Source organism: Blautia sp. DFI.6.71, from assembly GCF_020593585.1.
In the GTDB taxonomy this organism is placed as follows: Bacteria; Bacillota; Clostridia; order Lachnospirales; family Lachnospiraceae; genus Blautia_A; species Blautia_A wexlerae.
The window spans coordinates 71,945-88,514 of sequence record NZ_JAJDMJ010000011.1 but is presented as its reverse complement, the minus strand read 5'-3'; the positions used below and the strand labels follow the sequence as shown (position 1 = coordinate 88,514).

Here is a 16,570-nt window from a genome sequence, read left to right as displayed (position 1 = left end):
TGTATCATAGAAGAACCTTATAAACATTATTTTACAGAAAAAGTTTCATACTCTCTCCAGATTAAAGCCTATTTATACTTTAAAGCATGCACGGAGACAGCAAGAAGACCTATTCCTGTACGGAAGAGGTCTTCCTGTCCTTATACTAAAGTTAATTGGTATGCTGAAGTCCCGCAAAAGCAACATTTAATTTACCTCCAGATTACCGCTTTTAAGAGATAGATAATCGGAACTTCCGCTAAGCAGATAGAAAAAATATTCCCCTTTTTCATCTGGTGAGAAACTATATTTTCCACTCAGTTCATCGAACACTTCTCCTTCATACATTATCCCGTCTTTTACATAACCGATAATCAAATCTTGGGATACTGTAATGTCTGATTTATATTTATCAAACGAAATGACTATATTATCTTTATCAGTTAGTTCCCATCCCTTTCCATTGTCTTGTGTAAGTACACAAAGTGAATTGTTGATTAGAATTATTTCTGGAATGATATACATTTCATCTGATTTATCAGTAGGAATCTCTACTATTGATGATGGTATGAAATTAGGCATCAGACTGCTTTTAACAATTCTGCTTTCAGGAAATTCTGATGAAGATTTGGCTAATTCCTCAATATCAACAACTTTCCCCTTTTCATTGGTATATACACCGTCTTTTAATATGATGTAGCTTCTATCATTGGTTTCTGTCCCGATTAAATGTCGATTGCTGTCATCAATTAAAGCCGATGTTAACAGATGACTGATTGCAGCATATACAGGCATACACAAAAACACTGAAACCACAGTTACAATAATTGCAGTTCTATAAGTGAACTTTAAAGGCTTATGTTTTGAAGCTGTTTTACAAAATACATTTTGACGTATCTTTTGTTTGGAATATTTTTTCAGTATTTTATTGCAATCATGAAAATACACTTCCTCAATAAAAGATTCATCAATTTCACTCATTAACTCATTCAAAGAAAATTTTACAGTCTTCATATCTAAATCCCTTCTTTTCTATTTTTAGTTTTAATTTTTTACGTCCGCGTAACAGTTTGGATTTTACTGTAGATTCTTTTAATCCGGTTTCTTCTGCTATTACAGCGATTGTCTTAGTGTAATAGTAGTACGAGATAAAACATTTTCTTTCGTCAACTGATAGTTCATATATGCTTTCTTTTAAGCATTTGATTACTTCTTCTTTTAACAGCCCGTATTCAATATGTTCGTTCGTTCCAACCTGAAACGCATCTTCGTAATTTTCAGAATGCATCTTAGAGGTTTTTCGTAATGCGTTTTTTGCCATGTTTCTTGCGATTGTTCCTAAATAGGGTTTGAATGTGCTGTAGTTATCTGTATCTAAATCTGCACTGTAATTCCATAGAGCTACAAAAACATTAGACACGACCTCCTCCTTGTCTTCATATGGCAAAGCACTTCCAATAATATTCTCGACTATGTATACAACATATCTGTAGTATTTGTTCATACATATTTTTAAAGCGCGCTCATCTTTATTTTTTAGTTCGAGCATCAGTTGTTTCTCATCTATGTTAAATAACATGCTTCTACCTCATAAATTCAGTGAATACTATAGCAGTGGTTTAATAATGGGAATGTGTATTTTCAAAAAAGGGAACCGAGAAACCAAGTTAAAAAGCTTCAATTAAAATCAGGATAAGTACTCACCAGCACTTGAAATATTTTCCACTATTAAAATGTAATAGAAAATGATTTGATTGTAAAGGCATCAGAGGACAGATTAGTTACCATGCCGTAATAGTAATCTGTTGCCTGTGTCGTAAATCCTGAACGCAAACCACTTGCTGTAATCTCACGCACAAATTCTGATGAAGGTCCAGCTACGTATGCGCGTACTCTTGAACGATGAAAAGCAGAACGGCTCAAAGTGTAATTTATAGTTATGTATCTGCCGCTATTACAATAAAGTCCCATACTGTTATTTGATGGTGTTAATATGGCGACTTCGCCATTTTTCAATGTGATTCCGCGCCAAGTATATCGGGCATATGCATTTGGAATAACACCTTCTTCAACAACTTTCTGCAGGCTTTCGTCAGCAAACACAGTGTACTTCCATTCAATCATATTAGGGTCATCTGTAAGCGGCTCTGCTGCAAAAACATTAACACTTAGCGACAGCATCATAACGAGTGTTAGGATAAAACTGATTATTTTTTTATAAGCCTTCATATATGTACACGACTCCTTTCCAAGGTTCCCTTTGTAATAAGATACACAGTAAATATTGTAACGGTTGCATTTATTTAAAAAATTAAAAAAGATAATTTTTAATTTTTGTTTTTTGAATTTTTTGATTGGTAAAATAAGAAAATGGATTATAAAGAGTTGCACTCTAGGTACCTCCTACGTACAGAATAAGTATCAAATACAAAGGAGTGAAATCATTATGATTAAAAAATTAAGAGTAGCCGTGGATCACGGGAACCGGAACATGAAAACCTGTCATTTTATCTTTACCACAGGACTGACGGAACAGGATAAAAAGCCTGCCAGGGGAGAGAAGTATCTGAAATATCAGGGAAAGTATTATACCCTTAGTGAGAAGCGGATTCCGTACCAGAGGGACAAGACGCAGGACAGCCGGAACCGATTCTGGATTCTGACCTTATTTGCCATTGCAATGGAGCTGGAGCAGAAAAGCCAGATCCAGCCGGAGGATGTCATTCAGGTGGAACTTCCGATTGGGCTTCCGCCGAAGCATTTTGCAGAGCTTTGTGAGAGATATGAACGCTATTTCAAAGGGGACGGGAAGGTGCAGGAACTGTGCTTCAACGATAAAGTCTATCACCTCTGTATACAGAATGTAATGGCGTTTCCGCAGGATTATGCAGCCATGATGACGAGGATGATGGAAATCCGTGAGATTCCGAAAGTCGTAGGGATTGATATTGGCGGATTTACTTCTGATTATCTTCTGATGAGAAGTGGCAGACCGGATATGGATTATTGTGATTCTCTGGAAAAAGGTGTGATTACCATGTATAACGATATCATTTCCAGTATTAACAGTGAATATGACATGCTTCTGGAGGAGGCAGATATCGACAGTATCATCAAGGGAAAAACGCAGTATTATGAGGAAGCTGTTGTACAGGCAGTAGAAACCATGGTTCAGAATTTTGTTACCGATCTTCTGAACAGCATCCGAGAGCGGGGCATTGATACAAAATCTACTTATACGGTGTTTATCGGTGGCGGAGCAGTGCTTCTGGAACGATTTCTGGAGCAGGCAGACCGGTTGGGAAAACATACCTTTATCCGGGATATGAAAGCAAATGCCGATGGATATGATCTTTTGTATCGCATGACACAGGCTGGAGTGTGATTTTATGGGAAAGAAAAATCCGTTTGTATTCACTATTGGTTTTGATAAGTCGGATCCAGATCACGTGTATGTGACAGAACTTCTGAATACGACAGAGAAAAAAGCAAAACTGATCGTTGCGGCAATTCTGGCATATACGGGAAGAACGGATGAGACAGGTAATGGCAGTATAAGCATGGAACCGGATATGCTCCGGCCAATGATGCAGCAAATCATCCGGGAAGAAGTAAGAAAGGTATTGGAAGGGCAGGACGTTTCTAAGATAAATAGAGAAATGCCCACAGAAGTTGATTTGATGGAAGAAGAACCGCTGCGGATGGATCAGACTATGAGACAGAATGTAGTGGATGCTATCAGTGCATTTCGCAGGGCATAAAAAAGCAGGAGAGATACACATGCTTATGGCAGTGTACTCTCCTGTTCTTTGTATCAGAATGGGAATAGACAGAAAACTCACAGACTATTCACAGATTACTCACAGATTGTCTTTGTATAATGTGTAGATGATGAAGGATACGGGAGAGCCTTAACTTAGGTTCTTGAATCCATCCAGAAGTCCACGCAGTGTAGAAAGGGCAAGCTGTTTCTGCTCCTCCGGGCAGGAATTTAGTTCTGCCATGATTTGCTGCATGGTAGAATCCGGGTTCGTTTTCTGGTTAGAAAATATAGCATCTATGGAAATATGTAAGTAAGTTGCCAAGGCATAAAGTGTTTCCAACTGTGGATTGCCAATATAGTTTTCAATATCAGAGACAGTCCGTAAAGAAATCTTTGCCTGTTCCGCAAGGCTGTTTTGCGAAAGATTGCGGCGGAGACGTTCTTCCCTGACTGCATCTCCCAATAATTTTTTCACCATCTATATCACCTCACTTAATGCATATATTTTATCGTAGATTAACACTATACGAAATGCGTTAAAGTGCGTTATGATAAGCAGGATAACACATGCACAAATAGAGAAACATGGAAGTAAGTACGACAGACATGAATGGACAGCATAAGATAAAAGCCAAAGAGGAACTGAATCTGTTAAAAAAATCTTATCCATACAATGTGTCGGAGAGAAGTTAGAATATGCAGTATATGAGATACTATCATCGCATATCCTACACAATTACATAGAAAGAGAAGTATCGGCTGGACTACGAATAGAGTGGTCCAGCCTTTCTTTTTTTCGAAAAAATGAAGGCAGTGTCACGTTTTGTTGCCGCTCACCGCCATCCTCGGAATTTTTTGGAACGTGATAAAAAATTTCGGAGGATAAAACAAATGAACAAAAAAACATATACAGGATCAAAGATACAAAATCACTTTACAGCATATCTGATACAGTTTGTCCGTGGAAAACGACATGATTATCTGGAGAAGAAAATCCAGATGGCTGATGCAGAAGAACTGTTGGAGGATATTGGACAGATGGAGGCAAGAATTGTAATCGAAGAATTGCTGGAGAACCAAACGAGGGAGCAGCTTTTATTGCAGGAGGCACAGGGGAAATATCCAGAATGGAATAAGATGTCAGATGAAAGACTGATGAAAGCGCTTCATACGCTGCGGGATGAAGAACGGAAGCTGATTTACCAGCATGTGTTTGAAGAACGTACTTTTGAGGAAATGAGCAGGCTAAACGGGTTATCAGAGGAGCGATGCAAGGGTATTTATTATTATGCAATCCGGAAGATCCGCAAGGTGATGGGAGGTGAAAACTAATGAATTTTGAACGATTACTTTTAAAGGCAAAAGAAGGAAATGCAGATGCGGTACTGAAGATTTTAGAGATATATAAGCCGCTTTTAATTAAGAATGCGATTGTGAATGGCAGATTTGATGAAGATCTGTATCAGGAACTGGTAAGTACATTGCTTCAGTGTATCCAGAGATTCCAGATAATTGAGTAAGTTATCTTAAACAAAGGCTGCAATCACTCTCAGGGGAGTAACATCCTCTGGGAGTGATTGTTTTTTGAAGGGTGATATTGCCTCAGTTCGAATCGGCAGACGGTGTTGATCTATTATGTTGCCTGATGCTTTAATGCTCTTTTGTTGTTGCCAGTTCTTTATGAAGATGTAGAGCCATAAACACAGTAACAATAGCAGAAATTACATCGGCAATCGGTTGTGCATATAGTATTCCATTTATGCCCCAGAATGATGGGAGCAACAGAATGATCGGAACAAAGCAAATACCTTGTCGGCAAGCCCCAAGAACGAATCCGGCGGTGCCTTTTCCAAGTGCAAGAAACAGAGAAGAATACACTGTGTAAAATCCAAATACGAAGAAGGAAAATCCATTTGCCATTAGCGATTTTTGACCTACAGAAATCATCTCTGTATTGCCTTCTGTAAATTGCGAAATAATCTGTGTGGAAAATAGGGCTATTGTCAATCCCACAACTACACAAAATATTGTTGACCATAAGATAGAAGTTTTAATTGCTTCCCTGAGCCGATCAAACTTTTTGGCACCATAGCTAAAGCCGGCAATTGGTTGGAAACCTTTTAAGAAGCCGAACACAACCAGAGTTCCCATTGAAGTGATTCTTGTAACAGCGCCCATTCCGGCGATAACAGCATCTCCATAGATATTAGCTTTCCGGTTTATGAATGCGATAGAAAGGCTTGTAAGAAGCTGGAAAGTCAATGTGGGTATACCGATTTTCAGAATTTCAGTTATGATCTGCTTAGAAGGACAAAATTCCTTAATGGAAAATGTAAAAGCGCTTTTTTTCTGTAATGCATAAATTAAATATACAAGAGTAGAAGCCATTTGAGAAATTGCTGTAGCGATTGCCGCACCAGCAACCCCCATGTCGAGAGTATAGATGAAAATAGGATCTAAACCAATATTCAATACAGCTCCTAATAATAATGCACACATAGTTGTTTTTGCGGCGCCTTCACTTGCAACGATATTGTTCATCGTTACATTAAATACATTGAAAATACATGAAATAACATAGATTCTTCCATAAGAAAGGGCGTATGGCATAATCGTGTCTGTTGCACCTAACATGGTTAAAATAGGTTTCAAAAAAATTGCAGTTCCGATAATAATAACTGCGCCAATACAAACACTGCTGTATAATGCAGTACTGGCGACTTTACTTGCAGCTTCCCTATCTCCTCGCCCTAAAAGTCTTGATAAGTAGGAGGCGGCACCATTGCCAAACATCAGACCTAAACCAACAACTACTTGTCCTAAAGGAAACGCAATGGAAATTGCACCCATTTGACTCTCGCCAAGTCCTCCTATGAAATAAGCATCCACCAAATTGTAGAGAGCGTTAATAAGCATACCAATCATTATCGGTATACCAAGAGCCATTAGTGCTTGGGGAACAGGTGCATTTCCTAATAAATCCATTTTGTTGTTATTCTTGTTCATTTCAAATACTCCTTTCAATTAAGAATATAAATTATAGTAGTATAAATTATAGTATACTACGTGAGAGAATACTACTATAATTTATAGTAGTTGTCAAGCGTGTATCCTGCAATTTCCTTGACAAGAGGTATAAAATCAAATACTATAAATTACAGTATATATAACCGTAAGTATTTTATAGCTTTCGTGGATATAGAAAGTGGGTGAACTATGGCTACAATAGATTTAATTGTGTTAGGAATATTGAAAAAGGAACCGATGGGAGCCTATGATATTCAAAAATTAGTGGAATATCGTAATATATCAAAATGGGTAAAAATCAGTACACCATCCATTTACAAAAAAGCAATTCAGTTGGAGGAAAAAGGCTTCATTAAAGGAGAAATTGTGAAAGAAGGTAAGATGCCTGAAAAAGCAGTTTATTCATTAACAGATGAAGGCGAAAAAGAATTTGTAAAGCTTATGATGGAAACAGCCTCTAAACCCATTCACTTTTTTTTAGATTTTAATGCAGTAATTGTAAATTTGGATAAGTTACCGCCTGAAAGTCAACAATCATGTATTGCCAGTATTGAGGAAAATATTGAAATATTAAAAACTTATCTGGAGGAAAATCTTCGAGAGAAAGAGAATGATCCGGAAATCCCTAAGACTGGTATGGCAGTATTGCAACAGCAGATAGTTTTGGCGGATGCTATTGAAAAATGGATTATTTCTCTAAAAAAAGACTTTTGATGAAGAAGTCACTAGCTGATTTCTTATTAGGTCTGCAGGATTGGGAAGAAACAGGGATGGATGCCGACCTATGTTCCGGCTTTGTAGCCAGAACATAGAAATTTTCTTAGTGGGGAATCTCCCTCAAACCCGGTGCTCCTTATATCCTGCAGATTAAACTTCAAATTTATACCCATATCCAACTACTGTTTTTATGTAATTCTTGTCGCTGGAATACTTTTTTATCTTCTTGCGTATTTGAAAAATAGTGTTTTCCACGGCGTGGAAATAACCATTTGCTTTTTCAGGCCAAACTGCTTCATAAATCTGTTGTTTAGTAAAAGCCATCCCTGGATTAGAATATAGCATATAAAGTACATCAAATTCTTTTACAGAAAAGTTAATGTCTTTTCGTACTATTAAGCCGTAGGTCGTAAAGGTCTGCGACTTTAACTTTACCCGGAAAGGAGCTGCCACATATATAGGCAGTGCTGTAATTTTAACAGTAACGGTCACCAATCTATGGGGATGGCTTGTATATCCGGCTGAAATGCTAAAAAATCAGTGGTTCTTATTTATCACTTCACTCTGCCCCGGTAATTATGTGTTTGCCGTTTCTGGCTCTTGCAGCTATTGCGATTCTACTGGTCTATTACCAGACTATTTGCAGGTAAAGCATTGCTCTGGTTTTGAATTTGAGTTTTGGCAGTCTAATAATAGCATTTTAGATTAGCTGTGATAAGGTGAAACAGATTAGGAGGAAAGTAAATTGCATTACAAAGACAAAAACCTACAGATAGATATTCGCTGTCATACTGTTTTTATGAATGATCAAAAGATTGAATTGAGTCTGAAAGAATTTACGGTACTAAAATATCTAACAGAACATCCTGGCTGGGTATTCTCTCACGAGGAGATTTATCGTAATGTCTGGAAGGAAGAACCGATTGACTGTGCTAATGCGGTTATGTGCTGCATTAGCCAGCTTCGTAAAAAGTTAAAAGTAGATTCACGGAACTGGAATTACATCCGCACCGTCCGAGGTGTGGGCTATAAGTTTCAACCACTCTCAGGGGAGTAACATCCTCTGGGAGTTTTTTGTCATATTTGTTGCACTTTTCGGCTCTGGTACGTACAGAAATAGAAAAGAAACATATCCCAAAATGTATACATTTTAGAAGTACGTTCCGGAAAGGGGGATTATATCTTAAAAAGGTTACACACACAGTTTTGAGATATGCCAACAAAAGTGTGGATATTTTGGGACAGGGAAAGGAGAAATGTGGATGCAGATATATGGATATCACCGCACCAGTACAAAGGAGCAGCATCTTGATCGTGGCATACAGGAAATTGAGCGGTACTGTAACGAGCATGAGATGGCACTTACGAATATTTTTACGGATCAGGAGACAGGGAAGAATTTTAATCGTCCGAGATATACCGTTTTAGTGGAGGATGTCCTGCGGCTGGGAGATATTTTGATTGTTACAGAATTGGACAGACTGGGGAGAAACAAGCATGACACCATGCAGCAGATCCAGCGGATCAAGGACATGGGAGTGCGGCTTATGGTTTTGGAACTGCCGACTACGCTTATGGACTTATCTGTGATGGATAATGCGATGGCAAGGATGATGCTGGAAACAATCAATAACATGATGCTGGAGCTTTATGCTTCTATGGCGCAGGCAGAGCTGGAGAAAAAGGAGAAGCGACAGCGGGAAGGTATAGAAGCGAAGAAATTGCGGGGTGAATGGGATGATTATGGAAGACCAAGCGTGATGAAGCAGGAAACCTTTGACGAGAACTTCCAGAGCGTTATTTCCGGAAAAATGACACCGACGCAGCTTCGGAAGAGTCTGGGAATGACACACTCGACTTTTTACCGGTATCGTAAAACTTTTTATGAAAAATATCCGGAACTTTCCAATACCTAGAATGAAAGCCCTATTACTTATATAGAACAAAGAATTTCAGGAGGAAAGCAATATGAGTGAAAAAAGAATAGGTACTTTGATTTATGATCCATCTATGGGAAGATATGATATCCGGTTTGGTATTGAATCCTATTATGGGGGACTGCATTGTGGAGACTGCTTTGATGTGAAGGTAAGGGATGTATGGATTCCGGTTCGGATTGAAATGGACGAGAACTGGTATCTTGTGGGACTTTCGAAGACACGCCTCGGCGGGCTGACTGTTCGGATGTAGAGGAGATAGATGATGGAAGCCAAAAAGAAATATGTAAAGCCCGCCTTCCGATTTGTGACAGATCTGGGGAGTATTCTGGAATGTCTGTATGAAGTATATGGAACGGATGGGGAGCTGCTGCTTAAAGGGGAAAAGCTGTCAGATACAGTAATCTGCCCGTTTGTCCGCATGGTTCAAAAGAAATGCAGTGTGGTGGATGCGGAAATCCTGCATTTGATGCTCTGGAAGATATATATGGTAAGTGCGAGGAAAGAAGCATTTGTAGCGGATGCTAAGAAAGAGCTACATCCCTTATTTGACCAAGAAAGATGAAAAACAGATTGACACCACATATGACACCACATATACTATAGATAGGAGGCATTAAAGATGTCGAAATGGGATAAACTATTGACAAGAATTTGCTCATTATCGAAAGACCTTCGTTTTGATGAATTAAGAAAAGTATTAGAAAGTTATGGATATGAGATAAATGCTCCGAGAAGTGGGAGCAGCCATTATACATTCCGTAAAGCGGGATGCCAGCCGATAACAATACCGAAACACGAACCAATCAAGAAAATTTATGTTGAAATGGTAAAGCAGATTGTAGAAAGTGAGGCGAAAAACGATGAAGACACTGAATGATTATTTGGCAATGTCCTATCGCATGGAAATTGTGGAAGATAAGGATGAAGGTGGATTTGTGGTTTCTTATCCGGAACTGCCGGGATGCATCACCTGTGGAGAGACGATAGAAAGGGCAGTTGAAAATGCAGCGGATGCAAAAAAAGCATGGTTAGAAGCTGCACTGGAAGAAGGGATTGAGATTCACGAACCGGGAAGCCTGGAAGAGTATTCGGGACAGTTTAAAATAAGGATGCCACGCAGCTTACACCGGGATCTGGCGGAACACTCAAAAAAAGAAGGCATCAGTATGAATCAATACTGTATATATCTTCTTTCAAAGAATGATGCGCTGTTAGTAAAATAAATATACAAGAATATAGATGAAAAGAGCCGTCCTTATGGGCGGCTCGAAGTATTCTTTCTTTGATTAAAAATGATATTGTTCTAGCAGATAGATAGGAAGTGTTTGTACATTCCCAGCGGTTCCGCCTTTGGTATCACCTTTCAGATATAGTAGTTTATTGGCCTTCCCCTGTTCCAATGCCTTCAAGGCAGTAGATGCAGTTCCCTTACCGGCTTTAACTTCAATCAGATAGCGGATGTGAGTTTTCAATGTCTGAGCTACAAAATCAATTTCACCACCTTTATAAGTAGCAAAAGCCGGTGTCTCAAAGATAATTTCTTCCGGGAATTCCTGGCGTTTGGACAAGTTAATGTAAACATAGTTTTCGTTCAATGAGCCATCCATAGTTGATACAGTAGCACCAGTTCTGGAGAGATAATAATATGCAACTCCAAGATCCATGAAGAAGCAGCGGCTTCCCGGTTTGAAATTCAGGATGTCCAGTTCTGTGATTTTGCCACAGAAACCGATGATTCCAGAATGATAAAGCCAGTTGATAGCACGATAGCAGGTTGCTTTAGAAAGATTACTGGAGTAATTCTTTGTAACGAGCTTTTGCAGTTCTTCACTTATACTGTCCTCATCTAATCCTTTCTTTTCACGAAGCAGAATACGGCAGATGCTTAAAAAGATGTTGGTAAAAACACTAATATCTGTGATGTCATCAAAGTACCGCATAGATTCGTTTAAGAAAATGCGGATGATTCTAACAAGCTCTTTTTGAGCTGCTTCCACGTCTTTTGTGTTAAGGTATGTTTCCACAACCTTTGGATAGCCGCCAATCTGTCTATAGATGTCGTAAACATTCTTTAATTCGTCATATAGTTCCGGTACGGTGTCATCTGCATGATCCAGTGGAAGTGATAGATATTTCTGAAAAAGCTGGTCATCCAATGCTTCCAAAAACTCTTTAAAGGAAAGGGTATAAATACGGATACTGGTAATATCTCCACTGGAGAATTTGAATTCCGGTTCCAGTACACGTCCCAGATAACTTCCAGTTACAATGAAATGCGCTTGAAAATAGCGGGTAAATTCTCGGATACGGTTGAATATCTCTGAGGATTCCTGAATTTCATCAATAATGATGACTGTATCGTTGGTATCTTCAAAATCCGGATCGAAGAGTTTAAAAGCATCGTGAAGCGGCTGCTCCGGTCGTTTTGTACCGGGAGTCCAGTCTGTGGCTTTTTTGTAACATTCCATAAATTGTTTGCCGGACAAATCAAACAGGTTAATGTAGATCTTGTGCCTGAAGTTCTCATCCGCAAATTTATTGATAATATATGTTTTTCCGACCTGTCTGGCACCATTCACTTCCAAGGTGCTGTGGACGGTATCGTTTTTCCAATCCAGAAGCTGATCGTAAACTTTTCTTTTCAGATACATGGGAAATGCTCCTTTCTTTCAACTGTTCCTATTATATCAAAATATGAATGGATAATATAGAGGGTAATTTCTGATAAATGATGAATTGTCTAGTCTGAGCAGTTCTTCACGGGTATTCCGGTTTCTGTCATTACTTTTTCGTACTGAAGAAGCTGTTCCCAGGTCAGCCATTCCGGTTTCTGATCTGTGGGAAAACCATTCCATAATTCTTTCATACGGGCAATATGGTTTTGAACGCTATGATTGCATAGGATAGACGGACTGCGATTTCCGTAGCCCAGATAGTATTCACAGTCAGACTGTAATTTACTTAACATCCGGTACTCGAATTCATAGGAACTTCTTTGATACGGAGCCGGATGAAATGTGTACTCCTGCTGTATGGGATGGGAAGGTTCTCCATCAATATGGTTAAAAGATAAAGAATAAAGATTCGGTTCAGGCTCTTTGCCAAGGTCAATATCCTTCCACAACTTTCCGAATTGGTCCTTATATACCGGACAGGAAAAATCATCCATGCCAGTATACTCAAGCACTAATTTTGTTTTTGCATTTTCATTCATTCTATTAGACCATCCTTTCCTTTATTGCAGACATTGAGGTATATTATTGGGCGCTGTTTCTGCATTCCACTGCAGCTTCGCACGTACATCCATCAGGATGATTCCTAACTGGTTTTCTCCGCAGTTATTGACTTTGCCCCAGAAATAGTCACCCCAGTTGTTTCCTTCAATAAGTGTGGACTCTCCGGTTGCAAGAAGTTTATCCCGGAGTTCCGGGTTCTGCATGAATTTGCACATGCAGATTTCATACATGAGCCGGACTTTCACTTTTTCCCAGTCCGGGCGTAATGTAAGATCTCTGCCGAGTTTCTTTGCATCAGAAGGATTATGCATCCGAAAAATACAGAATTTGCGTTGCTCTCTCGCAGAGAGTGTTTTCTGCGCTTGAAAAGCAGCTTCATTATTTGCATAGGTTTGTCCCATGTAAGAGACCGGTGCCGGATAGAAATTGCTTAGAAAAGCATAATCTCCCCGAAATTCATTGATCTGTGTAGGTATGCGCTTGCTTGTATTTGTTTGATTCATTATAAATTCCTCCTTTGTAAAAGAGGTGCGGCCTTTCAGCCACACCTCAAAATAATTCTCATCTATTGCAGAGATGGTTATGCAATCATCTCCAAAAATTCAGCTTCTGTAAGAATTGGAATACCAAGGCTCTGGGCTTTTGCCAGTTTGCTGCCGGCTTTTTCCCCGCAGATCAGGTAATCGGTTTTCTTTGTTACAGAGCTGCCAGGTTTGGCACCAAGCTCCAGAATCTTATCGTTGATACCGTCTCTGGTAAAATGCTCCAGTTTCCCTGTTGCTACGATGGTACATCCTGTAAATTTGTTTTCTTTTGTCATAATGGTCTCTTCCTTTCTTTGTTCAAATGTGAATTCGTTCTGTAAGTTTTTCCATAAATCAAGATTTGCTTCATCTGCAAACCAGGAATGGATGTTGTGATTTAAGATTTCGCCAAAATCCTCTAACTGAGTGAAGTCGTAATCTCCGACAGCCGCCTGTTCAAATGCAGTTAAATTTCCGGAAAATACGGTGTCCAGAATCCGGCTTTTGGTTCTGCCGATCATAGGAATATCCATGGAAACCAGATAGCGGACAAAGCTGGTCCTCCGGCTGGCGTTGATGGATTCCCACAAGCGGTCGAAAGATTTCTCACCATATCCGTCCAGTGCCACAATATCTTCCCGGTGTTCCTCCAGATGATAGATGTCCTGAAAAGAGTGCAGATAGCCCAGATTCAGGAATTTTTCTAAAGTGGCTTCTGACAGTCCTTCGATGTTCATTGCCTTCTTGCTGGCAAAATGGACAAACCTTCTTGTGATCTGGCTGTCGCACTGCGGATTATCACAATGCAGAGTTTCTACGGTGCGACCGTCGCTGGTCTTACGGCTGTAGGTTCTGGTTTTGGAACCACAGCAAGGGCAGACCGGAGGCGTGATGTCGGTATACCTTCCACGATCCAGATTATCCTCTATATGTGGGATGATCATGTTTCGTTTGGAAACAAGAATCCGGCATCCGGGTACAAGCTCCAGATTTTTGATAAAGGTCAGATTATGAAGGGAAGCTCTGGAAACATCACAGCCGTCAATCTCCACGGTATCGAAGATGCCGACCGGAGCAATCTCTCCGAATCTGGTCGGTGTCCATTCAATTTCACGCAAGAAAGTTTCGTAGGTATCATCCTCAAACTTATAGGCGAGGCCGTCCTTATAGTGGTGTCCGGTTTTTCCGCAGCTTTTGGAGTAGCTGAGACTGTCAAAAATCATGACAATGCCATCGATAGGAAGATGTAAATTTGCTGCTGTGGATACCAATTCCTGAATGAATTTCTCCGCATATTCTTTTGAAAGTCCGGTTCCTGAAATTGAGAAAAACGGGCAGTAACCAAAGCCCAGGTGTGTTAAACCTTCTAATTTGCAGGCTCTGCTGTCCGGGAAGGGAACATCCTCCATTCCTTCTAATACATTGAACGGAAGAAAGCGAACACAACGTCCGATACAGTTCTTCGGATCAAGACTTCGTACTGATCCGGAAGCAAAATTACGTCCGTTTTTATAAGGTTTTCCATTTCCATCACGCAGAGTATCTTTCAGACGTTCAAAATCATTGGTTGGTATAAAAGACTCACCGGTAATGACCAGACGTTCTTTGTGTGGAATGGTAAGCGGTACATTTAAAAATGCCGGGATATTGTGTGTAATATCTTCCCCCACTTCACCATCTCCACGGGTAGAAGCCTGAATCAGTCTGCCATCTTCGTAAATGAGTTTGGTAGTCAAACCGTCCAGTTTCAGCATAAAGAGAACTTCCTGTCCTTTCATGAAATCTAAAAGCTCTGAAATCAGTTTTGTTTTCTCAAGCGAGAGCAGTGGAATCGGATGGGTGACTTTGGCAAGTTCACTGACCGGATAATATCCAACCGTCTGTGTCGGAGAATTTGACAGGATGAAACCAGTCTGTTCCTCCAGTTCCTTCAGTTCGTCAAAGAGTCGGTCATACTCGGCATCAGATACCAGAGGGGCATCCTGATTGTAGTAGGCATGACGGTATTCATTGAGTTGTTTTACAAGATTCTTAATTCTTTTGACTGACATAGAGTCTCCTTTCTTTTGTGGCGTGCCAGTTCCGGAATCATTTGTTTCCGTAATCCTCCTTTCCCTGCGTTCAGGCATAAAAAAAGAGAATGACGCTTATGTTCATTCTCAAAATAGATGCAGTTTCCTGCAAAATAAAAAAAGCCAGAAGTCCCTGCTGCTTGTTGGGCATAGGAAAACTCCTGACTACGTTTCAAACCTAAACTGCGTGTGATAAATCCTTTCCGGATTGACACAAATAATTGATATAAGAACAGTATAACACTAGATGTAGTATATGTCAAATGAAATAGATTCCTCAATGAAGCTTTTGCCTTATGTTGATGACAAATTTGTCGGCTACAGGAATAAAAGCGTTCAGGATTTCAGATTTGCCCTAAGCGAAGGAATTCGTAGCCAGGTATTTTTTGCCACTTTCGTGGAGAAAGTCGAAAACCAGATAAAATCAATCTCTGTCATAAATGCCTCTAAACTGTTTTTACATCGTAGTGGTTATGCAAGTTCTAAATTTAAAAATAATTTTCACGAATAACTAACTTTTCTATATGCTGAATTGTCATAAAATATAGATTATTAAATTTGAAAGCAGATTGAAGGTGATAAACATGAGAAGTTATAAACGGTATACCAGGCGAAAGAGACTTTTGAAGCAAATCGCTGTGGTTGCTTTAGTGTTTATATTGGGATTTGTGCTTTTGCGGGCTGTTTCGTATATGGCGATTCAGGGTGAAATTCCGATGATTAACAGTTTCAATCTATTTAGAAGGGAAGCTGATACTTCTTTTGGATGGAACTTGATTCTTGTAAATGACGATTATTGTGTTCCCCGTAATTATGAGGTAGAACTCACAGAATTATCAAACGGAGAAAAAGTGGATTCGAGAATCTATCCTCAGCTTCAGCAGATGTTTGATGATGCCAGAGCTGAGGGACTTGAATTATTTGTAAGGGAAGGGTACAGGACAACTCAGGATCAGAAAGATATTATGAATGAGAGAATTCAGCAGTATCAGGATGAAGGCTATTCACGTGGGGAGGCAAAAAAACTTGCGAAAGAATATGTTGCCGAACCTGGAACAAGTGAGCATGAACTTGGGATAGCCGTTGATATCAATGCGGATACGTCCAAGTGTTCTTCGGATGCTGTTTATACATGGCTTGCCAATAATGCATATAAATATGGTTTTATTAAAAGGTATCCTGATAATAAGATAGAAATTACAGGAGTGAACAATGAACCCTGGCATTATAGGTATGTAGGGGTGGATGCTGCCCTGGAAATGCAGAAAAAAGGATTGTGTCTGGAGGAGTATATCGAGACTCTAAAATAAAA

At 39.5% G+C, this 16,570-nt stretch carries 23 protein-coding genes; 13 read left to right on the top strand and 10 right to left on the bottom strand.

Going from position 1 to position 16,570, the window contains the following annotated elements; genetic code table 11:
• Positions 1–186: 186 nt before the first annotated feature.
• From LJE12_RS07290 to LJE12_RS07280, 3 genes are all read right to left on the bottom strand, one after another.
• Complete coding sequence (locus tag LJE12_RS07290; RefSeq protein WP_005333388.1) at positions 187–993, bottom strand: hypothetical protein; 807 nt, start codon at positions 991–993, stop codon at positions 187–189.
• The gene (locus LJE12_RS07285; protein WP_227226837.1) at positions 965–1,558 is read right to left on the bottom strand and encodes an RNA polymerase sigma factor; all 594 of its coding nucleotides are present in this window, start codon (positions 1,556–1,558) and stop codon (positions 965–967) included. The genes LJE12_RS07290 and LJE12_RS07285 overlap by 29 nt, the downstream gene beginning before the upstream one ends.
• Before the next feature lie 149 nt (positions 1,559–1,707).
• Complete coding sequence (locus LJE12_RS07280; RefSeq protein WP_020436705.1) at positions 1,708–2,208, bottom strand: hypothetical protein; 501 nt, start codon at positions 2,206–2,208, stop codon at positions 1,708–1,710.
• Positions 2,209–2,425: 217 nt separating this feature from the next.
• Between LJE12_RS07280 and LJE12_RS07275 the strand changes: the two genes are divergently transcribed.
• A complete protein-coding gene (locus LJE12_RS07275) occupies positions 2,426–3,364 on the top strand; it encodes a ParM/StbA family protein (protein WP_020436706.1) in 939 nt (312 codons plus the stop codon).
• 4 nt (positions 3,365–3,368) lie between these two features.
• Positions 3,369–3,740: a hypothetical protein gene (locus LJE12_RS07270; RefSeq protein ID WP_005333400.1), complete on the top strand. Its 372-nt coding sequence runs from the start codon at positions 3,369–3,371 to the stop codon at positions 3,738–3,740.
• A 150-nt stretch (positions 3,741–3,890) separates the two neighbouring features.
• Here LJE12_RS07270 and LJE12_RS07265 read toward each other — a convergent pair whose 3' ends face one another.
• Positions 3,891–4,220, bottom strand: coding sequence for a helix-turn-helix transcriptional regulator (locus tag LJE12_RS07265; RefSeq protein ID WP_005333402.1), 330 nt, complete (start codon positions 4,218–4,220; stop codon positions 3,891–3,893).
• 413 nt (positions 4,221–4,633) lie between these two features.
• On the opposite strand from LJE12_RS07265, the gene LJE12_RS07260 reads away from it, so the two are divergent.
• Both LJE12_RS07260 and LJE12_RS07255 read left to right on the top strand, forming a co-directional pair.
• Positions 4,634–5,074, top strand: coding sequence for a sigma factor-like helix-turn-helix DNA-binding protein (locus tag LJE12_RS07260; RefSeq protein WP_023921559.1), 441 nt, complete (start codon positions 4,634–4,636; stop codon positions 5,072–5,074).
• Positions 5,074–5,262 carry a helix-turn-helix domain-containing protein gene (locus LJE12_RS07255; protein ID WP_005333406.1) on the top strand — a complete coding sequence of 63 codons (189 nt, stop codon included), beginning with the start codon at positions 5,074–5,076 and terminating at the stop codon, positions 5,260–5,262. Before LJE12_RS07260 ends, LJE12_RS07255 begins: the two co-directional genes overlap by 1 nt.
• A gap of 130 nt (positions 5,263–5,392) precedes the next feature.
• On the opposite strand, the gene LJE12_RS07250 is transcribed toward LJE12_RS07255, so the two are convergent.
• The gene (locus LJE12_RS07250; RefSeq protein WP_227226836.1) at positions 5,393–6,748 is read right to left on the bottom strand and encodes an MATE family efflux transporter; all 1,356 of its coding nucleotides are present in this window, start codon (positions 6,746–6,748) and stop codon (positions 5,393–5,395) included.
• 210 nt (positions 6,749–6,958) lie between these two features.
• Between LJE12_RS07250 and LJE12_RS07245 the strand changes: the two genes are divergently transcribed.
• A complete protein-coding gene (locus LJE12_RS07245; protein WP_005333410.1) occupies positions 6,959–7,483 on the top strand; it encodes a PadR family transcriptional regulator in 525 nt (174 codons plus the stop codon).
• A 153-nt stretch (positions 7,484–7,636) separates the two neighbouring features.
• On the opposite strand, the gene LJE12_RS20560 is transcribed toward LJE12_RS07245, so the two are convergent.
• Positions 7,637–7,939, bottom strand: coding sequence for a winged helix-turn-helix domain-containing protein (locus LJE12_RS20560; RefSeq protein WP_227226835.1), 303 nt, complete (start codon positions 7,937–7,939; stop codon positions 7,637–7,639).
• Positions 7,940–8,231: 292 nt separating this feature from the next.
• Between LJE12_RS20560 and LJE12_RS07235 the strand changes: the two genes are divergently transcribed.
• The 6 genes from LJE12_RS07235 to LJE12_RS07210 all read left to right on the top strand — a co-directional run bounded on the left by LJE12_RS07235 (position 8,232) and on the right by LJE12_RS07210 (position 10,649).
• Positions 8,232–8,543, top strand: coding sequence for a winged helix-turn-helix domain-containing protein (locus LJE12_RS07235; protein WP_023921561.1), 312 nt, complete (start codon positions 8,232–8,234; stop codon positions 8,541–8,543).
• A 205-nt stretch (positions 8,544–8,748) separates the two neighbouring features.
• Positions 8,749–9,402 carry a recombinase family protein gene (locus tag LJE12_RS07230; RefSeq protein ID WP_023921562.1) on the top strand — a complete coding sequence of 218 codons (654 nt, stop codon included), beginning with the start codon at positions 8,749–8,751 and terminating at the stop codon, positions 9,400–9,402.
• A gap of 52 nt (positions 9,403–9,454) precedes the next feature.
• A complete protein-coding gene (locus tag LJE12_RS07225; protein WP_008373966.1) occupies positions 9,455–9,676 on the top strand; it encodes a DUF5348 domain-containing protein in 222 nt (73 codons plus the stop codon).
• Positions 9,677–9,685: 9 nt separating this feature from the next.
• The gene (locus LJE12_RS07220) at positions 9,686–9,988 is read left to right on the top strand and encodes a hypothetical protein (RefSeq protein ID WP_028088060.1); all 303 of its coding nucleotides are present in this window, start codon (positions 9,686–9,688) and stop codon (positions 9,986–9,988) included.
• 57 nt (positions 9,989–10,045) lie between these two features.
• Entirely contained in the window at positions 10,046–10,303 is a 258-nt protein-coding gene (locus tag LJE12_RS07215) for a type II toxin-antitoxin system HicA family toxin (RefSeq protein WP_005333422.1), read from the top strand.
• On the top strand, positions 10,287–10,649 hold the full coding sequence (locus LJE12_RS07210; RefSeq protein WP_005333424.1) for a type II toxin-antitoxin system HicB family antitoxin: 363 nt from the start codon (positions 10,287–10,289) through the stop codon (positions 10,647–10,649). The genes LJE12_RS07215 and LJE12_RS07210 overlap by 17 nt, the downstream gene beginning before the upstream one ends.
• A 63-nt stretch (positions 10,650–10,712) precedes the next feature.
• On the opposite strand, the gene LJE12_RS07205 is transcribed toward LJE12_RS07210, so the two are convergent.
• From LJE12_RS07205 to ligA, 4 genes are all read right to left on the bottom strand, one after another.
• A complete protein-coding gene (locus LJE12_RS07205; RefSeq protein WP_008373962.1) occupies positions 10,713–12,077 on the bottom strand; it encodes an ATP-binding protein in 1,365 nt (454 codons plus the stop codon).
• A gap of 89 nt (positions 12,078–12,166) precedes the next feature.
• The gene (locus LJE12_RS07200; RefSeq protein WP_005333427.1) at positions 12,167–12,640 is read right to left on the bottom strand and encodes an LPD11 domain-containing protein; all 474 of its coding nucleotides are present in this window, start codon (positions 12,638–12,640) and stop codon (positions 12,167–12,169) included.
• Positions 12,641–12,661: 21 nt separating this feature from the next.
• Positions 12,662–13,165, bottom strand: coding sequence for an NADAR family protein (locus LJE12_RS07195; protein ID WP_023921566.1), 504 nt, complete (start codon positions 13,163–13,165; stop codon positions 12,662–12,664).
• Positions 13,166–13,242: 77 nt separating this feature from the next.
• On the bottom strand, positions 13,243–15,237 hold the full coding sequence (gene ligA, locus LJE12_RS07190) for an NAD-dependent DNA ligase LigA (RefSeq protein ID WP_040015507.1): 1,995 nt from the start codon (positions 15,235–15,237) through the stop codon (positions 13,243–13,245).
• 277 nt (positions 15,238–15,514) lie between these two features.
• Between ligA and LJE12_RS07185 the strand changes: the two genes are divergently transcribed.
• Both LJE12_RS07185 and LJE12_RS07180 read left to right on the top strand, forming a co-directional pair.
• Positions 15,515–15,769 (top strand): hypothetical protein, encoded by a 255-nt coding sequence (locus LJE12_RS07185; RefSeq protein WP_005333435.1) that lies wholly within the window; start codon positions 15,515–15,517, stop codon positions 15,767–15,769.
• A gap of 73 nt (positions 15,770–15,842) precedes the next feature.
• Entirely contained in the window at positions 15,843–16,568 is a 726-nt protein-coding gene (locus tag LJE12_RS07180) for a M15 family metallopeptidase (protein WP_008373954.1), read from the top strand.
• Positions 16,569–16,570: the final 2 nt, after the last annotated feature.